Origin of the sequence: Pseudomonas sp. xss_2 (genome assembly GCF_043104195.1) — a bacterium.
GTDB classification, from domain to species: domain Bacteria; phylum Pseudomonadota; class Gammaproteobacteria; order Pseudomonadales; family Pseudomonadaceae; genus Aquipseudomonas; species Aquipseudomonas urmiensis.
Map to the genome: position 1 here is coordinate 63,063 of NZ_JBICKL010000117.1, position 24,026 is coordinate 87,088.

Annotated in this window: 18 protein-coding genes; all 18 read left to right on the forward strand. The window is 59.8% G+C overall.

Translation table 11 applies throughout. From position 1 onward, the window contains the following. Positions 1 to 145 precede the first annotated feature (145 nt). The 18 genes from ACF8K2_RS26290 (at position 146) to fliI (ending at position 24,025) form a co-directional block, all read left to right on the forward strand. The gene (locus ACF8K2_RS26290) at positions 146 to 3,706 is read left to right on the forward strand and encodes a glycosyltransferase (RefSeq protein ID WP_392468897.1); all 3,561 of its coding nucleotides are present in this window, start codon (positions 146 to 148) and stop codon (positions 3,704 to 3,706) included. 56 nt (positions 3,707 to 3,762) lie between these two features. After that, positions 3,763 to 6,495 carry a glycosyltransferase gene (locus tag ACF8K2_RS26295; RefSeq protein ID WP_392468903.1) on the forward strand — a complete coding sequence of 911 codons (2,733 nt, stop codon included), beginning with the start codon at positions 3,763 to 3,765 and terminating at the stop codon, positions 6,493 to 6,495. Positions 6,496 to 6,649: 154 nt separating this feature from the next. Beyond that, a complete protein-coding gene (locus tag ACF8K2_RS26300; RefSeq protein WP_392468905.1) occupies positions 6,650 to 8,032 on the forward strand; it encodes a methyltransferase domain-containing protein in 1,383 nt (460 codons plus the stop codon). A 48-nt stretch (positions 8,033 to 8,080) separates the two neighbouring features. After that, positions 8,081 to 8,830 carry a methyltransferase domain-containing protein gene (locus ACF8K2_RS26305; RefSeq protein WP_392468907.1) on the forward strand — a complete coding sequence of 250 codons (750 nt, stop codon included), beginning with the start codon at positions 8,081 to 8,083 and terminating at the stop codon, positions 8,828 to 8,830. Between the two features lie 403 nt (positions 8,831 to 9,233). After that, on the forward strand, positions 9,234 to 10,169 hold the full coding sequence (locus ACF8K2_RS26310; RefSeq protein WP_392468909.1) for a ketoacyl-ACP synthase III: 936 nt from the start codon (positions 9,234 to 9,236) through the stop codon (positions 10,167 to 10,169). A 297-nt stretch (positions 10,170 to 10,466) separates the two neighbouring features. Next, positions 10,467 to 11,318 carry a flagellin domain-containing protein gene (locus ACF8K2_RS26315; RefSeq protein ID WP_392468912.1) on the forward strand — a complete coding sequence of 284 codons (852 nt, stop codon included), beginning with the start codon at positions 10,467 to 10,469 and terminating at the stop codon, positions 11,316 to 11,318. A 71-nt stretch (positions 11,319 to 11,389) separates the two neighbouring features. Beyond that, positions 11,390 to 11,761, forward strand: coding sequence for a flagellar protein FlaG (locus tag ACF8K2_RS26320; RefSeq protein WP_392468915.1), 372 nt, complete (start codon positions 11,390 to 11,392; stop codon positions 11,759 to 11,761). Between the two features lie 78 nt (positions 11,762 to 11,839). Next, positions 11,840 to 13,240: a flagellar filament capping protein FliD gene (fliD, locus tag ACF8K2_RS26325; protein ID WP_392468918.1), complete on the forward strand. Its 1,401-nt coding sequence runs from the start codon at positions 11,840 to 11,842 to the stop codon at positions 13,238 to 13,240. 132 nt (positions 13,241 to 13,372) lie between these two features. After that, positions 13,373 to 13,768, forward strand: a complete 396-nt coding sequence (fliS, locus tag ACF8K2_RS26330; protein WP_392468920.1) for a flagellar export chaperone FliS — start codon at positions 13,373 to 13,375, stop codon at positions 13,766 to 13,768. A 15-nt stretch (positions 13,769 to 13,783) separates the two neighbouring features. Continuing rightward, entirely contained in the window at positions 13,784 to 14,080 is a 297-nt protein-coding gene (gene fliT / locus ACF8K2_RS26335) for a flagellar protein FliT (protein WP_392468922.1), read from the forward strand. Positions 14,081 to 14,246: 166 nt separating this feature from the next. Further along, the gene (gene fleQ, locus ACF8K2_RS26340) at positions 14,247 to 15,722 is read left to right on the forward strand and encodes a transcriptional regulator FleQ (RefSeq protein ID WP_264235056.1); all 1,476 of its coding nucleotides are present in this window, start codon (positions 14,247 to 14,249) and stop codon (positions 15,720 to 15,722) included. A 203-nt stretch (positions 15,723 to 15,925) separates the two neighbouring features. After that, positions 15,926 to 17,143: a sensor histidine kinase gene (locus ACF8K2_RS26345; protein WP_392468928.1), complete on the forward strand. Its 1,218-nt coding sequence runs from the start codon at positions 15,926 to 15,928 to the stop codon at positions 17,141 to 17,143. Continuing rightward, positions 17,143 to 18,519: a sigma-54-dependent transcriptional regulator gene (locus ACF8K2_RS26350; RefSeq protein ID WP_392468931.1), complete on the forward strand. Its 1,377-nt coding sequence runs from the start codon at positions 17,143 to 17,145 to the stop codon at positions 18,517 to 18,519. Before ACF8K2_RS26345 ends, ACF8K2_RS26350 begins: the two co-directional genes overlap by 1 nt. A gap of 108 nt (positions 18,520 to 18,627) precedes the next feature. Then, positions 18,628 to 18,960: a flagellar hook-basal body complex protein FliE gene (fliE, locus tag ACF8K2_RS26355; RefSeq protein ID WP_186555971.1), complete on the forward strand. Its 333-nt coding sequence runs from the start codon at positions 18,628 to 18,630 to the stop codon at positions 18,958 to 18,960. Between the two features lie 14 nt (positions 18,961 to 18,974). Next, complete coding sequence (gene fliF / locus ACF8K2_RS26360; RefSeq protein ID WP_186555972.1) at positions 18,975 to 20,753, forward strand: flagellar basal-body MS-ring/collar protein FliF; 1,779 nt, start codon at positions 18,975 to 18,977, stop codon at positions 20,751 to 20,753. Next, complete coding sequence (gene fliG, locus ACF8K2_RS26365; RefSeq protein ID WP_186555973.1) at positions 20,746 to 21,765, forward strand: flagellar motor switch protein FliG; 1,020 nt, start codon at positions 20,746 to 20,748, stop codon at positions 21,763 to 21,765. Before fliF ends, fliG begins: the two co-directional genes overlap by 8 nt. Before the next feature lie 144 nt (positions 21,766 to 21,909). Then, the gene (fliH, locus tag ACF8K2_RS26370; protein ID WP_392468951.1) at positions 21,910 to 22,677 is read left to right on the forward strand and encodes a flagellar assembly protein FliH; all 768 of its coding nucleotides are present in this window, start codon (positions 21,910 to 21,912) and stop codon (positions 22,675 to 22,677) included. Further along, complete coding sequence (fliI, locus tag ACF8K2_RS26375; protein WP_186555975.1) at positions 22,667 to 24,025, forward strand: flagellar protein export ATPase FliI; 1,359 nt, start codon at positions 22,667 to 22,669, stop codon at positions 24,023 to 24,025. Before fliH ends, fliI begins: the two co-directional genes overlap by 11 nt. Position 24,026: the final 1 nt, after the last annotated feature.

Here is a 24,026-nt window from a genome sequence, read left to right on the forward strand (position 1 = left end):
CGGTAAAAGCCGTTTTGTCTTGAGTTGCCCAAGGCTCGCTTTCTCACGATGGTCGAGAAGGCGAGCTTTCTCTTAGAAACAGCGCAGCGCTGTGATGGAGCAGGCGTTGCTCCGAAAGACTGATTAATTGTCTAAGTGAGTCCTCGTGAGCGCACATCCTCTCGTCAGTATCGCCATTCCAGCGTTCAATTCGGAATTCTTTCGCGGCACGCTAATTAGCGCAGTCAGTCAGGACTATCCAAACCTGGAGGTCATCGTTTGTGATGACAGCGCCGGACCTGAGATCGAAGCGATCTACCAAGAGCTAGCCAACAGCTCGCCAGTGCCCCTGCGCTATGTGCGTAATCCAGGGCGTCTGGGCTTTGCCCGCAATTTGCTGAGTTGTTTGGGCCATGCTCGCGGAGACTTGGTCAAGTTCCTCTGCGACGATGATACGCTGCTCAATCATTGCATCAGCCGCCAGGCCAGCGTGCTGCGCGAGCACGACGATGTCAGTATCGTCATTGGCCAGCGGCTGCTCTGCGATGCGAGTGATACCCTGCTTCCTTCCCGCTTGCTCAACTGCTTGATTTCGCCGACAAGCGCCGTGCTTCACGGTACTGACTTGCTGGCCTGCGTAGCGGATAACACCGTCAACTTGTTTGGTGGAATCAGCCATGCATTGTTCCGTCGTGCTCAGGTCGCAGAGTACCTTGCGACGCTGGTGCAAGAGGGGCAGGGCTTTGCTGCACGGCTGGATATGGCCTTGTATATCTGCTTGCTGCGCCGCGGTCACTTCGCCAGCCTCGATCAGGTACTGAGCTTTGAGCGCATTCATGCGGGCAGGCTCAGTCATCAAGTGGCAATGACCGAAGCCGCAGTCACCGAGAGTGAGTGGTTGTTGCAGATGCTGGCAGCGCGTACCAGCGAGAATGCACCTGCCGAGGGTTATGTGCGTTATCTGCCGCTAAAGCTGTACAGCGCCACTGCCGATCACGCCTGGGAAGAGCTGGATGTACGCAATTACCTGACCAAGCAGATGGCTTCCTTCAGGCAGCAGGTGGGTACGCAAAGCGTCGATTTTTCTGATGTGTATGCCGAGTGGCTGGACTGTCGAGCACTGTCGCAGGGGCAGCTGCGGCTGCTGCCCAAGCGTATTCAGCAGTGGCCCAGTCAGCCACGGATCATGCCTGTGGTGCTGTGTGATGAGGGCGAAGAGCTTGCCCTTCGCGCAACCTTGGACAGCCTGGCTGCGCAGTCTTACCTTGCCAGCTCTATCCTGGTGTTGGGGCCGAGCGACTTGCCAGTCTCTGCCTATCCAGGCGTGAAGCAACAGCTTCGGCAGGGCGATGGCTTCGAGCAGCTCAACAGATTGTTGGGCAAGGGCGATCAGGCCGACTGGATTATGCTGCTGCAAGCCGGTGATCGCTTGCATCCCCAGGCGTTGATCATCATGGCTGAGCGCATGGCACTGCGTACGCAGAGCTTGTGTTTGTACTGCGATGAAGGCGCGCACGATGGGCGTAAGTCCACGCAGCCGGTCTTCAAGCCGGATTTCAATCTCGATCTGATGCGCAGCCTGCCCTATGTCGGGCGGCAGTTGGCGTTCAAGTGTGAGGCTTTGACCGCGCTGGGTGGTTTTGACCCGCAGTTCGCAGCCTTGGCGCCCCACGACCTACTCTGGCGTCTGGTCGAAGCTCATGGCCTGCATGTGGTCGAGCACGTTGGCGAATTGTTGGTTCAAAGTCAGTTCAGCTATGCCCAGTGGATGGAGCAGCCATCCATTCAGGCCTATGCCACTCCTGTGGTGAGGGCGCACCTTCAGCGCCTGGGGATTGATGCTCAGGTAGAGGCGATCGCCGATAGCGCGACGACGCGGGTGCGCTATGTGCATCAGCAGTCCGCCAGCGTATCGATCTTGATTCACGCTGGGGCTGACTTGGCGACATTGCAGCGTTGTGTCGAGTCGCTGTTCGAGCACACCCGCTATGGTTCGTATGAAGTGCTACTCATCAGTAGTGGTGACGAGCCGCCGCAGGTCCGTAGTTGGCTGGCGGCGATGCAGGGGATGGGCGGAGATCAGTTGCGGGTGATCCAGGTTCAGGGGCCGGACCGAGCGCAGAGTCTGAATCAGGCGAGTGCATATGCCCGTGGCGAGTATCTATTGCTACTCGATGCCGGTTGCGCTTTGTTTGATGGGATGTGGCTCGATGAGCTGATGCGTCAGGCCCAGCGTCCAGAGGTCGGAGTGGTCGGGCCGAAACTCTATGCACCTGACGGTGCGATTGCCTCTGGCGCTTTGGTGTTGGGGCTCAGAGGCCCGGCAGGCAACCCGTTTCAGGGGTGTGCGGCCGATGACTGTTACCTAACGCGCCTGCGCCTGGTGCAGAACTGGAGTGCCTTGAGCCTGGATTGTCTGGTTGTGCGGCGCGAGCTGTTCCATGAGTTGCAGGGCCTGGATACGACTGCGCTGCAAGATTGCTGGCTGGATGCTGATCTGTGCCTGCGCGCGCGTGAACTTGGTTATCTGGTGGTTTGGACGCCGTTTTCCAAGGTAGCCCGCATGAATGCGACAGTCAGCGGCGCTCATCAGGCGTTAGATCAACAGGCTTTCTACCAGCGCTGGTTATCCCGCATTGCTTGTGATCCCGCGTACAACCGCAACCTTAGCCTTACCCAAGGCAGTTTCAATCTTGAGCCAGGCACGCTGAGCGGCTGGGATCCTTTCATTGCCCGAGCGATGCCTTCGGTATTGGCATTGCCTTTCAATACCACGGGCGTAGGTCATTATCGAGTCATTCAGCCGTTCACTGAGCTTGAGCGTGAGGGTTGGATTCAAGGGCGGCTCAGTTACAGCATGCCTAAACTGATCGAGACTGAACGTGAAAAGCCGGATGTGATGATTCTGCAGTTGCGTTACAACAGCGACAGTATCAAAGAGATCACTCAGCTCAAGCAGTTTTCCAATGCGCGTCGCATCTTTGAGATCGATGATTACATCCTCGATCCACCAAAAAAGAACGACCATGTGCGAAATTGGCCGAGCAATATCGGGGCATTACTCAGCCAGGCAGTCGGTCTGTGTGATCGCTTGGTAGTCTCTACCGAAACCTTGGCCGATGCACTGTCGCATATGCACCATGACATTCGGGTAGTCCCCAACATGCTCGCCGCGCCCCTGTGGGCGGGGCTCACCAGTCAGCGCCAGACCAGCGTCAAGCCGCGTGTCGGCTGGGCTGGAGGCACCAGTCATCGGGGCGACTTGGAGCTGATGCTGGAGGTCGTCAAGACGCTGGCCGATCAGGTCGACTGGGTGTTCTTTGGCATGTGCCCGCAGATCCTGCGCCCGTATGTAAAAGAGTTCCACAAGGGCGTACCGCTGGCGCAGTATCCGCAGAAGCTGGCCAGCCTCAACCTCGATCTGGCCTTGGCACCGTTGGAGCGAAACCTGTTCAACGACTGCAAGAGTAACTTGCGCCTGCTGGAATATGGCGTTTGCGGCTATCCAGTGATCTGCACCGATACCAAAGCCTATGCCGGTTACCTGCCGTGTACTCGAGTGCCTGACAACTCGACCGAACAGTGGTTGGCGGCCATTCGTATGCATCTGGCCGACCCACAGGCCAGCTACCGTCAGGGCGATGCGCTGCGTGAAGCGGTACTGCGAGATTACGTGCTTACCCCGAGCCATTTGCAGCATTGGGCAAATGCCTGGTTGGCTGACTGAATTCTGATGCTCGGCAAGTCCGGGCGATGAACCCATTTTTTAGAAACAGGTATTTTATGAACGCAAATGCAACTGGGGCGCGCAGTGATGTGACGGTCGTGCTGCTTGGGCACCAGGCCGAACTGCGTGCGCGGGCGCAGCACTTCTACCAACAAGCAGGTGTGCCGTGTCTGGCGTTGGAGGCTTTGCATCCTGACAGCCCCAGTGAGCTGTGTAGTGAGCGCTTGTCAGTGGCACTGCAAGAGGTAGGCACGCCGTTGGTGGTCTTGGCCTTGGATGGTGATTTCTGTTTGCCTGCAGCGCTGGACAGTGCTGCTGCCCAAGTGCAGCGCTCAACCCACTCGATCGGTGCGCAGGGTTACGCATTGGGCTACGCGGTAGGCCGTGAGCAAGTGACCTATCACAAGGTCGGAGCGGCTGTGCATGCCTCTGCTGAGCACGGTGCAGCGGCACGTTTGCAGCAGTATGCTCAAGCCTCTCAACAAGCTTGGCGTGCGGTGTTGCGTGTATCAGCTGTGCAGGCCGCGCTGGCATCCTTGCCTGGCGGTCTGAATTTTGCCGGCTGGCGAGTGGGATTGTCCTATGCGCTCCTGGCTCAAGGGGTGATCGAAACTCTTGAACAGACCGATGTAGTGTCTGAGTACCTGCCTTGCACCTTGGCTGCGGCCAACCGCGAGGAGCGATTGACTCAGACCGTGCGCACTTTGTTCCAGTGGGATGGTGCTGGCTTGGGCGTGTGCAAGGGGGACGCAGGCTTTGCGTTGCTCAATGGTTTTGTTCGCAACACCTATGCGCCGGTTGAACTGCCTTTGTTGTTCACGTCCTCCTGGAAAAGTGTCATCGATGAGCCTGGGCGGGTGTTCGAGCCACGTCAGTTCGTGGAGTTGCCGTACTACAACGGCGCGCTGTTCAGTTGCCTGACTTCGCTGGAGTTCCTCTGCCATGCCTGGCCGGCGGGTCGGCAGCAGTACCAGGCTTTGGAGGGCAGCTGGGTTCGTCAGCGCCAGCTATTGCAGAACCATCCCAACGACACCGCTGAGAGTCTTCAGCATCGTTACTGGCAAGCCTTGACCTTAGGCCTGTTCAATCGTGAAGTGTGTGAGCGGCTTGCGGCATCGTTGGTGAGCGCGGGCGATGCCGTCCGCGCTGGCGAAATGAACGACTGGCTACAGCGTCTAGCTGAAGTCCCGCTACTGGCTGCTGAGCAAGGCTTGGCAGCTACCGTTTCTGGGCAGGTACTGGCAAGGCTCGCGGCGTCGACTCCGGATAACGCTGCGCGTGAGCGTGTGCTGGCGCACCTTGCAGGCTCCACTTCTGCACAGATTGCTTTCGTGGTGCTGGATTTGGGTAACGATGACAGTGCTCTGCAGGCCACTTTTGACAGCTTGCTGAGCGTCGGCATACGCAACTTCAAGCTGTTGGTGCTCAAGGCAGGTAAGTCGCCGGTGATTACCACGCCACGCGATACGCTGCACTTCATCCAGGTGACTGAAGACAACTGGGTTGCCCACCTGAACCAGGCCCTGCAGCATTTGCCCAGTGAGTGGCTGCTGTTGTTGCAGGCTGGCGAACAGCTGCTCAGTGGTGGTTTGCTGCACCTATCGGTAGAGCTGGGCGAGTCCCCGGCATGCCAGGCTATTTGTGCCAACGAAATCCAGCATGACGAACAGGGGCGACTGCACGATGTCGTGCGTCCAGGCGCCGATCTTGATCTGCTGCGTGGTCAGCCCGCGCTGATGTCGCGCCACTGGTTGGTGCGGCGCCAGGCCGTGCTGGAGCTGGGCGGATATAGTGAAGCCCAGCCTCACGCAGTGGAGTTCGATCTTCTGCTGCGCTTGGTGCAAACACATGGCATCGCTAGCCTGGCTCATCTGGATGACTACTTGGTGCTCGGTGAGCAACCCTCGCAGGCATTGCGCACAGACGCTGTACCGGTGCTTGAGCGCCACTTGCGAGACCTCGGCTATCGCGGTCATGTCAGCGATCGGGGAGCGTTGGGGTTGCAGGTTGATTTTCGACACGACAGCACGCCGTTGATCAGCATCCTGCTGGCCAGTGAGCAGGGACTGGCGCCTCTGCAAGCTTGTCTGACCAGTGTGTTGCAGCGAACCCGCTACCCTCGTTATGAGGTGGTGGTGGCGTGTGCGGGGCAGGCAGGTGCCCCAGAAGTCGGTGAGCGCCAAGGGTTGGGTAACCGAGTAAGGCTGCTGACCGGTGAGCCAGACGCATCACGCAATGAGCTGCTCAATCTTGCCGCGAGCCAAGCGCGTGGCGACTACCTGGTGCTGCTTTCGCAGGGCGGTGAGGTGATTAATCCCGCCTGGCTTGAAGGCCTGCTTAACGAAGCCCAGCGGCCGGAAATCGGGGTAGTGGGGGGTGCCCTTTATGACGCGGACGATCAACTGGTGCATGCAGCTTATGGGTTGCTGGATGGCCCGCAGATTCATTCGCTCTGGCAGTGCGCTGATGATCAGTGGCAATTGTCGGTGCGGGGTTGTGCCGCGGTTTGCGGCGAATGTCTGATGGTGAGCAAGCCATTATTCGAACAGTGCGGTGGTTTGCAGGCGATGCCGGGCGCGGACATCGATCTGTGCCTCAATGCACAACAGGCGGGGTTGTTGGTGGTCTGGACACCTCAGGCACAAGTGCGAACCACACAACTTTCGGATGTTGATACAAGCGTCGCCCAGGCCTTGGCGCAGCGTTGGCCACAGGCTTTTAGCGGGCGCGCCTTCGATCGGCCGTTGAGCCCTGAGGCCAGCTTGGCGTGGTTGATGGCATTGACCTGAGCCGAGTCGTCATGCACCGCTCAAGCCTGTTGTGGTTGCTTGCTGAGGTAGGCGGCACAGGCATTGAGCGCTCTTGGTATTGGAGTTGCATGAGATGCTGCGCAGGCGCGCGTGTCTCATGCACTCGTCAAAAATCCAACATTTAAGTGCCCACATGAAACCTATTCGAATTGTTTGTGGAACTCGTGAGTCTCGGCAGGACTTCTCGACCAAGACGGCGCTTGGCCGATCATTGCTGATCCACGAAGCGGCCAACCCTGTGGATCTGATGTTGTTCGCTGAGAACAAGCAGGGACTTTCAAGTATTTACAATCGCGCCATCGATGAAGCGAAAGAAGACCCCGCCATCCTGGTCTTCGTTCACGATGATGTGCACTTGTGTGATTTTTCCTGGAGTGAGCGCCTGCGTGAGGCGGTAGAAACATTCGATGTGATTGGTCTTGCCGGCAACACCCGTCGTCTTGCCGGTCAGCCTGCATGGGCTTTCGTGGATGATCGCTTTACCTGGGATGAGAAGCGTTACCTGAGCGGTATCGTCGGGCACGGCAGCAGTTTCCCTTGCAATGTGTCCAACTTCGGCCCGGTGCCGCAAGCCTGTAAATTGCTCGATGGGTTGTTCCTTGCGGCGGACAGCGAGCGCCTCTGGGAGGCGAATGTACGTTTTGACGAGCAATTCGAATTTCATTTCTATGACATGGATTTCTGCCGCTCAGCCGAACTGGGCGGCCTGAGCATGGGCACCTGGCCGCTAAGTGTCGTCCACGAAAGTGGCGGCGCCTTCGGTACCCCCATGTGGCGCGAAAGTTATCGTCGTTATCAAGCCAAATATGCCGAAGGCGGCGAGCCCACACCTCAGGAGACGAGCGTGCAGAAACAAACTCCGGTCCATCAATTCCATAACCCCGATTTGCTCAAGCTGATGCCGACCAACGCCAAGCGTGTTGTTGAAATCGGTTGCAGTTCGGGTGCGCTTGCCCGCGAATACAAGAAACTGAATCCGGATGTTCACTACATCGGTATCGAGATCGATCCGAGCTATGCCCAGTTGGCGCGTGAGCACTGTGACCGCGTCCTGGATATGAACATCGAAACGGTCAGTGCGCAGTTGCTGGCTGAAGATCTGGCCGCCGACTGCTGGGTGTTTGGCGATGTGCTCGAGCATTTGTACGATCCGTGGCAGCTTCTGCAGAAGATTCGCGAAGCCAGCGCACCGGGAAGTTGTGTCGTGGCGTGCATTCCCAACGCGCAGCACTGGAGCGTGCAGGCTCGACTCAGCGTGGGCGACTTCCGCTATGAGGATTCGGGCTTGTTCGATCGCACGCACATTCGCTGGTTCACGCTTGTGACCATGCTCGAACTGTTTACCCAGGCCGGTTTGACCGTTGAAGCAGGGGTGCCGCGGGTGTTCGATGAGCCTCAGCGCGAAAGATTCCTTCCAGCCATCCACGCTATGGCTGCGGCGGCAGGCAGGGATCCGGAGATGGCTGTGCAGGATGCGTTGCCCTTGCAGTATGTTTTCAGAGCGGTAGTTAGCTGAAGACCAGCGTCAACCTTTTCCTTCCTTGATTTCGAAAGTTGGTACTCGATGCACCCAACAGCCATGCAAAATGGGAAATTGTTTTTCGATACCTACCTGGATGAAGCCCGAGCCTCCAGCGCTACGGTTATCGTGGAAATAGGCGCGCAAGACGTTAATGGTTCGCTTCGTGAGGTCTCACCCGCTGGCGCGCACTATATAGGCGTGGACTTTGTCGTCGGCAACGGGGTGGATGTCGTATTGACAGACCCGTATTGCCTTCCCTTCGAGAGTGAGTCTGTCGATGTGGTGGTCACCTCCTCATGCCTCGAGCATTCGGAGATGTTCTGGCTTTCGTTCAGCGAATGTTTGCGAGTGCTCAAGCCTGATGGGCTGCTCTTCATCAACGTACCGTCGAACGGAGCCTTCCATCGCTATCCGGTAGACTGCTGGCGGTTTTATCCTGACGCAGGCAGCGCGCTGGTCACATGGGCCAAGCGCCAAGGCATGAATCCTGCGCTGCTTGAGTCATATGTGACCCCTCAACAGGTCGACGTATGGAATGATTTCGTGGCGGTTTTCGTAAAGGATGAAGCCTGCGTAGATCGCTACCCGAATCGAATGATCGACGCGGCCGAAGCGTTCGAGAACGGTAAGGTCTATGGCAATAACCGAATCATCAACTTTGCAGAAGATCCGGAGGATATCCGCCAGTTGAACGAAGCTGTGCGCAGGCTCAGTGAGATGCAAGGGCGTGAGGCAATCGTTAAGGATGTCTTGGAAAAGCTGGTGGCATTCACTCAGGTCCAGACGCACTAGTTCTTGTCATGGTCAGGGCAGTTGATATCAGCCTTGAGCACCGCTCACCATGAAAAGGTCGCGGCGCCGAGCTATGCAGCTAGGCGCCACGATGACAACTCCCCGAGTCAGCCATGCCAGCTGGGCATGCGCTGAGCAAAAGCCCCGTCCTTAGTGTGTTGTGGGCGCGCTGCCCCTGCTCATCCAGCAAGCATGCTGATGCAGGTTTTTTCCGTCGCGCCGACAATCTGATTCGACAAAAGCGCGTGACTTGGAAGTCACGGCGGGCATCTTCACTGTTATGATTGCCACAACCGGGAACAGCTGAGCCTTCGACCAGCGTTGCCAGGAGGCCTTACGCCTGAACTGGCTTGGGTTCGTGGTGCACAGTGGGCATTTTGCTTTTTCTGAATTGGGAAGCCATATGATTGGCATTAAAAGTATCGCCAGTTACGTGCCGGCTGAAGGGGTAGACAACTACGCCCAAGGCGCGAAATTCGGTAAGGACCAAGATTTCATTTTCGGCAAGATCGGTTCGACCTTCTTGCCGCGCAAAGAAGCGACTCAGGAAACCTCCGACCTGTGTGTGGAGGCCGCGAGGAACCTGTTTGGCGCCAATCCGTCGCTTGATCCGGCGTCTATCGATATTGTCATTGTCGTGACGCAGAATGGCGATGCCGAAGGGTTGCCGCACACGGCTGCCATCGTCCAGCATAAATTGGGGCTGTCGACTGCCGTGGCGGCATTCGACATCTCCCTGGGCTGCTCCGGCTATGTCTATGGCATTTATGCCATGAAGGGCTTCATGGAGGCTGCAGGCCTCAAGAATGGCCTGCTGATAACTGCTGATCCCTATTCGAAGATCGTCGACCCTGAGGATCGCAACACCACCATGCTGTTTGGTGATGCCGCCACCGCGACCTGGATGGGCGAGGATGCCACTTGGCAGCTCGGCAAGTCGCTGTTCGGTAGCGATGGTGCTGGCGCTGAGCATCTGCGCACCACGGATGGCAAGTTCTTCATGAATGGTCGCCAGGTTTATAACTTTGCCTTGATCAAGGTGCCGGCGCATCTGCAGCAGCTGCTCGAAGCCAGTCAGCTGCAAGCTGAAGACATCGACTTGTACTGCTTGCATCAGGGCAGTGCGGCGATTGTCGATGCCGTGTCGCAGCGCTTCAATGACGGCGAGCACAAGCAGAAGTTCGTCAAGGATATGGTCGAGACTGGCAACACCGTGTCTTCGAGCATCCCGCTACTGCTTGAGAAGCACGTGCTAGGTTCGCAGCACAAGCGCATTGCCATGAGCGGCTTTGGCGTGGGCTTGTCGTGGGGCTCGGCAATCATTGAGCGTCGCGACTGATAACAGCTGCCGATAAAAAACGCCGCCGATTTCCAGGCGGCGTTTTTGTTCGTGTGTATTTTGTGGTCTGTACCGCCACTGTACAAAAGCAGGGATTGGCTCTTGCCAACCAGTCGCCTGTTTCTTGGCGTCAACTCCCTGATTTCATTGGGCTGGCAGGATGCCAGTAAATTTTTTTGAAAATCCGCTAAAGCAACCCGCCTTGACGACGATAACTATTACGAAGGTTCTCTGTGCCACACCCGGCGAATTGCCAAGGCCGGAAGCCGTAGTACCCAATCCAACGAGGAATTCGTCATGGCTTTGACTGTTAACACCAACACCACCTCTCTGGGCGTTCAGAAGAACCTGAACCGTGCTTCCGATGCACTGAGCACCTCGATGAGCCGTCTGTCCTCCGGCCTGAAAATCAACAGCGCCAAAGACGACGCTGCTGGCCTGCAGATCGCTACTCGCATGACCTCGCAGATCAAAGGTCAGACCATGGCGATCAAAAACGCCAACGATGCGATCTCCATCGCTCAGACCGCTGAAGGCGCGATGCAAGAGCAGACCAACATTCTGCAGCGTATGCGTGAGCTGGCCGTTCAGGCACGAAACGACTCCAACACCGAGGAAGATCGTGACGCGCTGGACAAAGAATTCCAGTCGATGCTCAAAGAAATCGACCGTATCGCCAACAGCACCCAGCTGAACAACAAGAACCTGCTGGACGGTAGCAACACCGCCGCCCTGGTCTTCCAAGTTGGCTCCAACACCGGTACCGACAACCAGATCAGCATCACCCTGACCGACGCAATGGACAGCACCGGCGCTCTGAGCGCTCTGGCTAGCAAGTCGATCACTGGCGATAGCTCTCAGATCGAAGCTAACTTCAGCGGCGCAGTAACCGCCATTGACGACGCTCTGAAGAACATCAACAACACCCGTGCTGACCTGGGTGCCGTTCAGAACCGTCTGACCAGCACCATCAACAACCTGCAAAACATCAACGAAAACGCCGAAGCCGCCCGTGGCCGTGTACAGGACACCGACTTCGCTGCTGAAACTGCTCAGCTGACCAAGCAGCAGACCCTGCAGCAAGCTTCGACCGCAGTTCTGGCTCAGGCCAACCAGCTGCCATCCGCTGTTCTGAAACTGCTTCAGTAATCGCTGATGGTCGTTGGCGGGGGAGTGCACTTTGAGGCACTTCCCCGCCTTTTCATTGCGAGGTGGTAGACATGGACATGAGCGTCAAGCTGAATCTATCCTACCCGGCCGCACGTTCGGCCGAGCAGGTCGCCGATAAATCGGTTGCCGACAAATCGGTTACCCGCTCGGCGGACATCAATCGTGACAGTGATCTGCAAAAACCTTCGGTGGTCAACGATGCCGAAAAGGTCAGGGATGCTGTTTCCGAGATAGAAAAATATTTTAGTTCGACCCGACGCAACCTGGAGTTCTCCACGGACGAAGAATCCGGCAAGATCGTGGTCAAGATCATCGCCAGCGACACCGGTGAGTTGATTCGTCAGCTGCCCTCTGAAGAGGCGCTGCGGATCGCCCACAGCCTGAGCGATGTCAATAGTCTTCTGTTCGACGCCAAGGTTTGATCGGCGGCGAACATCATGATGCAGTGAAGGCCAGGTCCGCAGGAGTGCCCCTGGCGCATTGACGAGAGGGAATACAGCATGGCAAGCCCGATTACTTCCAGTACAGGTCTGGGGTCTGGTCTCAATATTACCGAGATCGTTACTGCCCTGGTCCAGTCCGATACGGCCGCCAAGCAGGCGCAGATCACTCGGCAGACCGCGAACAATACGGCGTTCATCTCCGGGATCGGCTCGCTGCGCAGTGCCCTCACGACCTTCACCACCGCCATGAGCAAGCTTAACGACAAGACCGCGCCGTCGTTCAACGCCTATGCTGCCGCATCGGGGAACGAGAACCTTGTCAAAGCTACTGCCAGCAACACCGCGGTGGCAGGCACCTACAGCATTGAAGTGAAAAACCTGGCTACCAGCTCCAAGGTGGCAAGCCAGGCGTTCGAGGAGGGGGCAAGTAAGTCCATTCCGGCGGGCGACCTGATCATTGAGCAGGGCACCAAGAAATACACCGTCACAGTGGGAGACGGTGCGACCCTGCAGAGCGTGCGTGACCAGATCAACAAAGAGCTGGGCATCAGCGGTATTTCCGCAAACATCATCACCGGTGATGACGGTGCACGCCTGGTGCTGGGCTCGACTACCACGGGTGCCAAGACCGATATCTCGGTAACTGGCGATATTACCGAGCTGAACATCGACGGCACCCAGTCGATGAAGACGGCGGGTGCTGGCTATATCACCGACGTCGCCAAGGATGCCGTGCTGGAGATCGATGGCCTGGAGGTTAGCAGTGCCACCAACAAGGTTACTAGTGCGATCAGCGGGATTACCCTTGAGTTGACTGGGGCTGCGGTTGGTACCAAGACCAATGTAACCGTCTCGGCCAACAATGATGGGCTCAAGACCTCGGTCCAGAGTTTCGTAGACGCCTATAACGCGCTGCAAAAAACCATTGCTGCATTGACCAGCACCAGCCGCGATGAAAATGACAATCTCTCCCTGGGCCCGCTGACCAATGATCCGACCACCCGCTCGCTGCTTGCCGATGTGCGTGGCGTATTGGCGGAGGTCGGCTCCGGTGATCGCCTGACCACGCTGAGTCAGCTGGGTATCAACACCCAGAAAGACGGTACGTTGGAGTTCAATAGCACCAAGTTCACCGCGGCGCTGAACGACAAGAAGCTGGGCAGCGAGGTGCAGGAGCTGTTCAGCGGTACCAATGGTATTTTCGAGCGCATGAACAAGGCGATCGAGCCGTACAACGCTGTCGATGGCAGCTTGGCCACGCGCAAGAACAATTTGGACAAGGTCGCCAAGAACCTGAGCGACCAACAGGCGGCTCTGGATCGACGTACCGAGTCGTTGACCGAATCGCTGACCAAGAAGTACGTGGCGTTGGACACCGCCTTGGGCAAGATGAAAGCCCAGGCGGACCAGATCACCTCGATCTTCGAAGCAATCAACGCCCAAGCCAAGAAATCCTGATTCAAGGCTGATGCGTAAAGCCCGGTAGCGTCATATCGACGCACCGGGCTTTTTGTTTTGGCGCTAAAGTTTTTTGACGAGACGGCGATACACAGGGTATACGCAACCTTTTCGCTGCAACGAGGTAGATCCATGAACCCGATGTTGGCCCTTCGGCAATACCAGAAAGTCAACGGCGTGGCGCAGACGTCTGAAGCAAGCCCGCACCGTCTGGTACAGATGCTTATGCAGGGTGGCCTGGACCGCTTGGCTCAGGCCAAAGGCGCCATAGCGCGCAAGGATGTCGCCCAGCGTGGTGTCTTGATCGGCAAGGCCATCGACATCATTGGTGGTCTGCGCGAAGGCCTGGACCTTGAGAAGCACGCCGACAGCTTGTCTGACCTGGATAATTTGTACACCTACATGAGCCGCCGTCTGATCGATGCCAACATCAATGGCGATCCGGCGATCATCGACGAAGTCGCGCGCCTGCTGATCACGGTCAAGGAAGGTTGGGATGCAATCGCCGACCAGCAGCCTGAAGGCTGATTCAAGGAGAGTGTCATGAGCGAGGTTATCGAGCGCATCGAACAGACCCGTGAGGCGTTGTTGGCCGCCCTGGCCGGACGCGATTGGGATGCGGTGGGCGAGCTCGACCTCGAATGCCGCTTGTGCGTCGAGGACGTGCTGGCAGAGGCATCGCAAAACGAAGGTGCGGTGCGGGCAAGTCTTGAGCAATTGCTGGAGACTTACCGGCACCTAATCGAGGTTGCAAGTGGCGAGCGTCAATCAGTAGTCGACGAGATGGCGCAAATCCGTCAGGCGAAAAACGCGGCGAAGGTATACCATCTGTTCAGCTGACACTGAAAGATGCAAAAAGCTGCGCGCCATAAATTTGACTATGTGCTGTTTTTTGACTTTACTAGTGGCTGTTTTCGAATTTCAGACGTCCGAACACTGACCATTCAGTCGGAATGATGTCGAGCACGCCCTCGGGCGCCGATATGACTAGGGAAGTTGCTATTGCATGTGGCGTGAAACCAAGATTCTCCTGATCGATGACGACAGCGCCCGCCGCCGCGATCTGGCGGTGGTGTTGAACTTCCTCGGCGAAGAAAACCTCCCGTGCTCCAGCCAGGATTGGCAGCAAGCGGTGGAGTCGTTGTCTTCCAGTCGTGAAGTGCTCTGCGTACTCATCGGAACCGTAAATGCGCCAGCCAGTGTGTTGGGGCTCCTTAAGACAGTGGCTGCCTGGGATGAGTTCCTTCCAGTTCTGCTTCTGGGTGAAATTTCTTCTGCGGAGTTCCCGGAAGATTTGCGCCGCCGGGTCTTGTCCAACCTGGAAATGCCGCCCAGCTACAGCCAGCTGCTCGACTCGCTGCACCGTGCCCAGGTCTATCGCGAGATGTACGACCAGGCCCGTGAGCGTGGTCGTCAGCGCGAGCCGAACCTGTTCCGCAGCCTGGTCGGGACCAGCCGCGCCATCCAGCATGTGCGCCAGATGATGCAGCAGGTCGCCGATACCGACGCCAGCGTGCTGATCCTGGGTGAGTCGGGCACCGGCAAGGAAGTGGTGGCGCGCAACCTGCACTATCACTCCAAGCGCCGCGAAGCGCCGTTCGTGCCGGTCAACTGTGGGGCGATCCCGGCCGAGTTGCTCGAAAGCGAGCTGTTCGGTCACGAGAAGGGCGCCTTCACCGGGGCGATCACCAGCCGTGCCGGGCGTTTCGAGCTGGCCAACGGCGGCACCCTGTTCCTCGATGAGATCGGCGACATGCCGCTGCCGATGCAGGTCAAGCTGCTGCGCGTGCTACAGGAGCGTACCTTCGAGCGGGTGGGCAGCAACAAGACCCAAAGCATCGATGTGCGCATCATTGCCGCGACGCACAAGAACCTCGAGACCATGATCGAGGACGGCACTTTCCGCGAAGACCTGTACTACCGCTTGAACGTCTTCCCCATCGAGATGGCCCCGCTGCGCGAGCGCGTCGAGGATATCCCGCTGCTGATGAACGAGCTGATCTCGCGCATGGAGCACGAAAAGCGCGGCTCGATCCGCTTCAACTCGGCATCGATCATGTCGCTGTGCCGGCATGGCTGGCCGGGCAACGTGCGTGAGCTGGCCAACCTGGTCGAGCGCATGGCGATCATGCACCCCTATGGGGTGATCGGGGTGTCGGAGCTGCCGAAGAAATTCCGCTACGTCGATGACGAAGACGAGCAGTTGGTCGACAGCTTGCGCAGCGACCTTGAAGAGCGGGTGGCGATCAATGGCCACGCGCCGGACTTCTCCAGCCACGCCATGTTGCCGCCGGAAGGCCTCGACTTGAAGGACTACCTGGGTAGCCTTGAGCAAGGCTTGATCCAGCAGGCGCTGGACGACGCCAATGGCATCGTTGCTCGGGCCGCCGAGCGCCTGCGTATTCGTCGCACCACGCTGGTGGAGAAGATGCGCAAGTACGGTATGAGCCGTCGTGATGGCGAGGAGCAGGCGGAGGATTGACGCCTGTTCGCTTCGGTCCGGGCAAGGGATGGCCCGCCGAAGCTAATGTCCACACCATTTGCAGGGGCGCAAGGCCCCGTATTCAAGGGGCTCCACGCCCACTTGTGGTTTTCTTCGCAACGCCCTCTCGAATCTCCGGCACGGCTATTGCTATATCGCAGGCAACACACCGTTTTTGACGGTCAGTCACGCGAGAGAGCACGATGCCCCAAGTCGCCACGATTTCCCGAGTCCCCGATCCGCAGGGGCGTACCCCGGTCGAGCAGGAAAGTCGACTGGGCCTTGAACAGGCCTTCGCGCTGTTCAGTCAGGTCTCCAGCCAGCTCAGCGAGTCGTACGGCATGCTTGAGGCGCGCGTCAGCGAGCTCAAGGGCGAGCTGGCGGTGGTCAGTGCCCAGCGCATGGCTGAGCTGGACGAGAAGGAGCGCCTGGCCAATCGTTTGCAAAACCTGCTCGACCTGCTGCCCGGCGGGGTGATCGTGATCGATGCCCAGGGCTTTGTGCGCGAAGCCAATCCGGCCGCGTGCGAGCTGCTCGGTGAGCCGCTGATTGGTCAGCTGTGGCGGCAGGTCATCGCCCGCAGCTTTGCCCCGCGCAAGGACGATGGGCATGAGGTGTCGCTGCGTGATGGTCGGCGCTTGTCGATCGCCACCCGTTCGCTGGATGCCGAGCCGGGCCAGTTGGTGCTGCTCAATGATTTGACTGAAACTCGTCGCCTGCAAGATCAGTTGGCCCGTCATGAACGGCTGTCGTCGTTGGGGCGGATGGTCGCTTCACTGGCCCATCAGATCCGTACGCCGTTGTCGGCGGCCATGCTCTATGCCAGTCACCTGGCCGATGCCGAGCAAGAGCTCCCGCGCGACACGCGCCAGCGCTTTGCCGGCAATTTGAAAGAGCGCCTGCATGAGCTGGAGCATCAGGTTCGCGACATGCTGGTATTCGCCCGCGGCGAGCTGCCGGTGTCTGATCGGATCGGCCCAAAGGCCTTGTTCCAGGCGCTGCAGCAAGCGGCGCAATCACATGTGCAGGGGCATGCGGTGCGCTGGCAGTGCGATATTCACCTGGGTGAGTTGCTGTGCAATCGCGACACCTTGGTGGGTGCCTTGCTCAATCTGATCGAGAACGCGTTGCAGGCCTGCCAAGGCCCGGCGCGGGTCAAGGTTCACCTGTTCCGCCGTGGGCAGTCATTGCACCTGAGCGTGAGTGACGCAGGTTCTGGCATTGATGCGCAGCTGTTAGCGCGCCTGGGCGAGCCATTTTTGACCACCAAGGCTACCGGTACCGGTCTGGGGCTGGCGGTAGTTCAGGCAGTGGTGCGGGCCCACCAAGGCGCGCTGAAGGTGCGCTCGAAAGTGGGGCGTGGTACCTGTGTGCAGGTTGTTCTGCCGCTGATCGGCGAGCTGCCTGCGGGGGGCGTGTGATGGGCATCAAGGTGCTGCTGGTCGAAGATGATCGGGTCTTGCGTCAAGCCCTGGCCGACACCCTGGAGCTGGGTGGGTTTGCCTATCACGCCGTAGGTTCTGCTGAAGAGGCGCTCGAAGCCGTGGCAGGCGAAGCGTTCAGCCTGGTGGTCAGTGACGTCAACATGCCCGGCATGGACGGCCACCAGTTGCTGGCCCAGTTGCGCTGTCATCATCCGCAGTTGCCGGTGCTGTTGATGACCGCCCACGCTGCGGTCGAGCGTGCGGTCGAGGCCATGCGCCAGGGCGCTGCCGATTATCTGGTCAAGCCTTTCGAGCCCAAAGCGCTGCTCAGCCTGGTCGAGCGCCATGCCGGTGGGCGGGTGGGCGGCGTCGACGAAGAAGGGCCGGTAGCCTGCGAGCCTGCCAGTCGCCAGCTGCTGGAGCTGGCCGCGCGGGTTGCGCGCAGCGATTCGACCGTGCTGATTTCTGGTGAGTCGGGCACTGGCAAGGAAGTCTTGGCGCGTTACATTCATCAGCAATCGTCGCGCGCGACCCAGGCGTTTGTCGCGATCAACTGCGCGGCGATCCCCGACAACATGCTCGAGGCCACTTTGTTCGGCCATGAGAAGGGCGCCTTTACCGGCGCCATCGCCGCCCAGCCGGGCAAGTTCGAACAGGCTGACGGCGGCACCCTGTTGCTCGACGAGATCTCCGAAATGCCGCTGGGCTTGCAGGCCAAGCTGCTGCGCGTGCTGCAGGAGCGGGAGGTGGAGCGGGTGGGTGGGCGCAAGCCGATCGCCCTGGATATTCGCGTGCTGGCCACGACCAACCGTGATCTGGCGGGCGAAGTGGCGGCGGGGCGCTTCCGTGAAGACCTTTACTATCGTTTGTCGGTGTTCCCCTTGGCCTGGAGTCCGCTGCGCCAGCGCAGTGCCGACATCTTGCCGTTGGCCGAGCGTCTGCTGGCGCGTCACGTGGCGAAGATGAAGCACGCCCCGGTGCGCTTGTCTGCGGATGCCCGTGCCTGCCTGCAGGGGCACCAGTGGCCGGGCAACGTGCGCGAGCTGGACAATGCGTTGCAGCGCGCATTGATTCTGCAGCAGGGTGGCGTGATCGAGGCGGCGGATTTCTGTCTGAGTGGCGCCATTGCCTTGTCGGCACCCGTTGCGGTCAGTAGCGAGCCGGCATCGCCTGAAGCCGCAGGCCAAGCCAGTGGCCTGGGCGACGACATGCGCCGTCATGAATACCAGATGATCATCGACACCTTGCGCGCCGAACGTGGCCGACGCAAAGAGGCTGCCGATCGCCTGGGCATCAGCCCGCGCACGTTGCGCTACAAGCTGGCGCAGATGCGTGATGCTGGGCTGGATGTAGAGGCCAGCCTGTTCGGCTGATCGAGGATTTTTAACGCGATTGTGGATTGGGCTGGCACTCTTGTTGCTAGCTCCAGCCTATCCGCTGCATGAGTGTCAAAAAAATGCGGCCGCCGGAGAGAGAAGTTCATGAGCCAAGGTGTTGAATTCAATCGTCTGATGTTGGACATGCGTGCCATGCAGGCCGATGCCATGTCGCTGCCCAAGGTCGCTGCCGCGCCTGAGCTGGCGCCGGGGCAGAGCAGCTTTGCCGATCTGCTCGGCAGTGCCATTGGTGCCGTGCACAATACCCAGCAGGCCTCGTCGCAGATCGCCAATGCCTTCGAAATCGGCAAGAGCGGTGTCGACTTGACCGACGTGATGATCGCTTCGCAAAAAGCCACCGTGTCCTTCCAGGCGCTGACCCAGGTACGCAACAAAGTTGTTCAGTCGTACCAGGACATCATGCAGATGCCGGTTTGAGGACAGATTGAGTCATGGCCGAAGCAGTCGTCGATAACGCCCCCGCCAAAAGTGGCCCGCCAGCGGCAAAGCCGCCGCTGTTTGGCATGGCGTTCCTGGAAAACATCTCGCAGATGCCCATGCTGCGTCAGGTTGGCCTGCTGGTCGGCCTGTCTGCCAGCGTGGCGATCGGCTTTGCCGTGGTGCTCTGGTCGCAACAGCCGGACTACCGGCCGCTGTACGGCAGCCTGGCGGGCATGGATACCAAGCAAGTCATGGAAGTGCTCGGCGCGGCTGACATTCCTTACAACGTGGAACCCAACTCCGGCGCATTGCTGGTCAAGGCCGACGACCTCTCCCGTGCGCGCCTGAAACTGGCTGCCGCTGGCGTGGCGCCAAGCGATGGCAATGTTGGCTTCGAGCTGCTCGACAAAGAGCAGGGCCTGGGTACCAGCCAATTCATGGAGGCGACCCGCTACCGTCGCAGCCTCGAAGGCGAACTGGCCCGCACCGTCTCCAGCCTGAACAACGTCAAGGCCGCCCGCGTGCACCTGGCGATTCCGAAGAGCTCGGTGTTCGTGCGTGACGAGCGCAAGCCGAGCGCCTCGGTGCTGGTCGAGTTGTATCCGGGCCGGGCCCTGGAATCGGGCCAAGTGATGGCGATCGTCAACCTGGTCGCTACCAGTGTGCCGGAGCTGGACAAGTCGCAGGTCACTGTGGTCGACCAGAAGGGCAACCTGCTCTCCGATCAGTTGCAAGACACTGCCCTGACCATGGCTGGCAAACAGTTCGACTACAGCCGCCGCATGGAAGGCATGCTCACCCAGCGCGTGCACAACATCCTGCAGCCGGTGCTGGGCAACGACCGCTACAAGGCCGAAGTTTCGGCAGACGTCGACTTCAGTGCCACCGAGTCCACCTCCGAGCAGTTCAACCCTGATCAGCCGGCGCTGCGCAGCGAGCAGTCGGTCGATGAGCAGCGCACCAGCAGCCAAGGCCCGCAAGGCGTGCCTGGCGCCCTGAGCAACCAGCCGCCAGCCGGTGCCGCAGCGCCGGAAAACGCGACCGCCGCAGCGCCGCCTGCCGGGGCAGTCCAACCTGGCCAGCCGCTGCTCGATGCCAACGGCGCACAGATCATGGACCCGGTCACCGGCCAGCCGATGCTCGCGCCGTACCCGGCCGACAAGCGCAAGCAGTCGACCAAGAACTTCGAGTTGGATCGCTCGATCAGCCACACCCGCCAGCAGCAAGGGCGTCTGAGCCGCCTGTCGGTGGCCGTGGTAGTCGATGACCAGGCCAAGCTCGATGCCGCCACGGGCGAAATGACTCGTGCGCCGTGGGGCGCCGAAGATCTGGCGCGCTTCACCCGCCTGGTACAGGACGCCGTTGGCTTCGACGCCAGCCGTGGCGACAGCGTGACGGTGATCAACGTGCCGTTCGCCGCCGACCGTGGCACGGAAATCGCTGACATTCCGTTCTACTCGCAGCCGTGGTTCTGGGACATCGTCAAGCAAGTGCTCGGCGTGGTGTTCATCCTGGTGCTGGTGTTCGGTGTGCTGCGTCCTGTGCTCAACAACATCACCGGTGGCGGCAAGCAGGCTGCCAGCGATAGCGACATGGAACTGGGCGGGATGATCGGTCTGGATGGCGAACTGGCCAACGACCGCGTCAGCCTCGGTGGCCCGCAAAGCATTCTGTTGCCGAGCCCAAGCGAGGGTTACGAGGCACAGCTGAACGCAATCAAAGGCCTGGTGGCCGAAGACCCGGGTCGCGTGGCCCAGGTCGTGAAAGAGTGGATCAACGCCGATGAGTGATAACCGAGCCGTTACCGCCAAGCTGAGCCGCACCGACAAAGCGGCGATCCTCCTGCTCTCGCTGGGCGAGACCGATGCCGCCCAGGTGCTGCGGCACATGGGCCCCAAGGAAGTGCAGCGGGTCGGTGTGGCCATGGCGCAGATGGGCAACGTCCATCGCGAGCAGGTTCAGCAGGTGATGAGCGAGTTCGTCGAGATCGTCGGCGACCAGACCAGCCTGGGCGTGGGCTCCGACGGCTACATCCGCAAGATGCTCAACCAGGCGCTGGGTGAGGACAAGGCCAACGGCCTGATCGACCGCATCCTGCTGGGTGGTAACACCAGCGGCCTGGACAGCCTGAAGTGGATGGAGCCGCGCGCCGTGGCCGACGTCATCCGCTACGAGCACCCGCAGATCCAGGCGATTGTGGTGGCCTACCTTGACCCTGACCAGGCCGGTGAGGTGCTGGGCAACTTCGACCACAAGGTGCGTCTGGACATCATCTTGCGCGTGTCCTCGCTCAACACCGTGCAACCGGCGGCGCTCAAGGAACTGAACCAGATCCTCGAGAAGCAGTTCTCCGGCAACTCCAACGCCGCGCGCACCACCTTGGGTGGTATCAAGCGCGCTGCCGACATCATGAACTTCCTCGACAGCTCGGTCGAAGGTCAGCTGATGGATTCGATCCGCGAAATCGACAACGACCTGTCGGAGCAGATCGAAGACTTGATGTTCGTCTTCAACAACCTGGCCGACGTCGACGACCGCGGCATCCAGGCGCTGCTGCGCGAAGTGTCCTCGGACGTGCTGGTGGTGTCGCTCAAGGGCGCCGACGAGCGGGTCAAGGACAAGATCTTCAAGAACATGTCCAAGCGTGCCTCGGAGCTGCTGCGCGACGATCTGGAAGCCAAGGGGCCGGTGCGGGTCAGCGACGTGGAAACGGCGCAGAAAGAAATCCTCACCATCGCCCGGCGCATGGCCGATGCCGGCGAGATCGTGCTTGGCGGCAAGGGCGCCGAAGAGATGATCTAACGAATTCACCGGGTGGTGGCGTTGGCGCGGGCTTGCCTCGCGATAGCATCAGAACAGGCAGCAAGGTTGTCACTGCTATCGCTATCGCGGGGCAAGCCCGCACCCACGCTGCTCTGGTTGAAATTGGTTTCGGGAACATCAAGCATGTCTACTACTGAACACCCCAGCGACCTGATCCGTGCCCGCGACCTCGAGGGCGTCGATGTGTGGGCGCTGCCTAGCTTCGACCCGGCACCTGAGCCGGAACCTGAGCCAGAAGTGATCGAGGAAGAAGTCGAGGAAGTGCCGCTGGAGGAAGTCCAGCCGCTGACTCTCGAAGAGCTCGAAGCGATCCGCCAGGAGGCCTACAACGAAGGCTTCGCCACTGGCGAGCGCGAGGGCTTTCACAGCACTCAGTTGAAGGTGCGCCAGGAGGCTGAAGTGGCCCTGGCGGCCAAGCTGCAAAGCCTGGAACAGCTGATGGGGCATTTGCTCGAGCCGATCGCCGAGCAGGATACCCAGATCGAAAAATCCCTGGTGCATCTGGTCGCCCATGTGACCCGTCAGGTGATCGGTCGCGAACTGCGCAACGACTCCAGCCATATCACCCACGTGTTGCGCGAGGCACTCAAACTGCTGCCCATGGGCGCCGACAACATTCGCATCCATCTCAATCCGCAAGACTTCGAGCTGGCCAAGGCCTTGCGCGAACGGCATGAGGAGAGCTGGAAGTTGCTTGAAGACGAGGCGCTGCTGCCAGGTGGTTGCCGCATCGAGACAGCCCACAGCCGCATCGACGCCACTGTGGAAACCCGTATGGAGAAGGCCGTGGCGCAACTGTTCGACCAGTTGCATGACCAGGCCCTGCATCCGGCGGCGGCAGATCTGTCCATCGAACTGGATGCCCCTTCTGGAGCTACTGATGCGCCTTGATCGCACCAGTTTCGGCAAGCGCCTGGGCGGATACGCCGAGGCGATCAAGTTGCCTGAGCAGCCCGTGGTGGAGGGGCGTCTGCTGCGCATGGTCGGCCTGACCCTGGAGGCCGAAGGCTTGCGCGGCGCCGTCGGTAGCCGCTGCATGGTGATCAATGACGACAGTTATCACCCGGTCCAGGTCGAGGCCGAGGTGATGGGCTTTTCCGGCAGTAAAGTGTTCCTCATGCCGGTCGGCAGCATCGCCGGCATCGCCCCGGGCGCGCGCGTGGTGCCACTGGATGACAGCGGCCGCCTGCCGATGGGCATGAGCATGCTGGGGCGGGTGCTCGACGGCGCTGGCCGTGCGCTGGACGGCAAGGGCGGGATGAAGGCTGAAGACTGGGTGCCGATGGACGGCCCGGTGATCAACCCGCTCAACCGCGACCCGATCAGCCAGCCGCTGGATGTCGGTATCCGCAGCATCAACGGTTTGTTGACGGTCGGTCGCGGCCAGCGCCTGGGCCTGTTTGCCGGTACCGGTGTGGGTAAGTCGGTGCTGCTGGGCATGATGACCCGCTTCACCGAAGCCGAAATCATCGTGGTCGGGTTGATCGGCGAGCGGGGTCGTGAGGTCAAGGAGTTCATCGAGCACATCCTTGGCGAAGAGGGCCTCAAGCGTTCGGTGGTGGTGGCTTCTCCTGCCGACGATGCGCCGCTGATGCGCTTGCGCGCGGCCATGTACTGCACGCGGATCGCCGAATACTTTCGCGACAAAGGCAAGAATGTCCTGCTGTTGATGGATTCGCTCACCCGTTTCGCCCAAGCCCAGCGGGAAATTGCCCTGGCCATCGGCGAGCCGCCGGCGACCCGTGGCTATCCGCCGTCAGTGTTCGCCAAACTGCCCAAGTTGGTGGAACGCGCCGGTAATGGCGAGGCTGGGGGCGGTTCGATCACCGCCTTCTACACCGTGCTCTCGGAAGGTGACGACCAGCAGGATCCGATCGCCGACTCAGCGCGGGGTGTGCTCGATGGTCACTTCGTGTTGTCGCGGCGCCTGGCTGAAGAGGGGCATTATCCGGCGATCGATATCGAAGCGTCGATCAGCCGGGTCATGCCCCAGGTGGTCGATGCCGATCACTTGCGCCAGGCGCAGAAATTCAAGCAATTGTGGTCGCGCCTGTCGCAAAGCCGCGACCTGATCAGCGTGGGTGCCTACGTGGCGGGTGGCGATCCGGAGACGGACCTGGCCATCGCGCTGCAGGCCAAGCTGGTCGGCTTCCTGCGCCAAGGCCTGGACGAAAACGTCAGCATGGCGCAGAGCCGCGAACAGCTGGGTGCGGTGTTCGCTGCGCCGGCGGGCGGTTGAT

Coding starts and splice junctions, on each gene's coding strand:
- fliS (WP_392468920.1), top strand. CDS start 13,373: ATGAACCCGATGTTGGCCCTTCGGCAATACCAGAAAGTCAACGGCGTG.
- ACF8K2_RS26300 (WP_392468905.1), top strand. CDS start 6,650: ATGAAACCTATTCGAATTGTTTGTGGAACTCGTGAGTCTCGGCAGGAC.
- fliI (WP_186555975.1), top strand. CDS start 22,667: ATGCGCCTTGATCGCACCAGTTTCGGCAAGCGCCTGGGCGGATACGCC.
- fleQ (WP_264235056.1), top strand. CDS start 14,247: ATGTGGCGTGAAACCAAGATTCTCCTGATCGATGACGACAGCGCCCGC.
- ACF8K2_RS26320 (WP_392468915.1), top strand. CDS start 11,390: ATGGACATGAGCGTCAAGCTGAATCTATCCTACCCGGCCGCACGTTCG.
- ACF8K2_RS26305 (WP_392468907.1), top strand. CDS start 8,081: ATGCACCCAACAGCCATGCAAAATGGGAAATTGTTTTTCGATACCTAC.
- fliH (WP_392468951.1), top strand. CDS start 21,910: ATGTCTACTACTGAACACCCCAGCGACCTGATCCGTGCCCGCGACCTC.
- fliF (WP_186555972.1), top strand. CDS start 18,975: ATGGCCGAAGCAGTCGTCGATAACGCCCCCGCCAAAAGTGGCCCGCCA.
- ACF8K2_RS26310 (WP_392468909.1), top strand. CDS start 9,234: ATGATTGGCATTAAAAGTATCGCCAGTTACGTGCCGGCTGAAGGGGTA.
- ACF8K2_RS26295 (WP_392468903.1), top strand. CDS start 3,763: ATGAACGCAAATGCAACTGGGGCGCGCAGTGATGTGACGGTCGTGCTG.
- fliT (WP_392468922.1), top strand. CDS start 13,784: ATGAGCGAGGTTATCGAGCGCATCGAACAGACCCGTGAGGCGTTGTTG.
- fliG (WP_186555973.1), top strand. CDS start 20,746: ATGAGTGATAACCGAGCCGTTACCGCCAAGCTGAGCCGCACCGACAAA.
- fliD (WP_392468918.1), top strand. CDS start 11,840: ATGGCAAGCCCGATTACTTCCAGTACAGGTCTGGGGTCTGGTCTCAAT.
- ACF8K2_RS26350 (WP_392468931.1), top strand. CDS start 17,143: ATGGGCATCAAGGTGCTGCTGGTCGAAGATGATCGGGTCTTGCGTCAA.
- ACF8K2_RS26315 (WP_392468912.1), top strand. CDS start 10,467: ATGGCTTTGACTGTTAACACCAACACCACCTCTCTGGGCGTTCAGAAG.
- ACF8K2_RS26345 (WP_392468928.1), top strand. CDS start 15,926: ATGCCCCAAGTCGCCACGATTTCCCGAGTCCCCGATCCGCAGGGGCGT.
- fliE (WP_186555971.1), top strand. CDS start 18,628: ATGAGCCAAGGTGTTGAATTCAATCGTCTGATGTTGGACATGCGTGCC.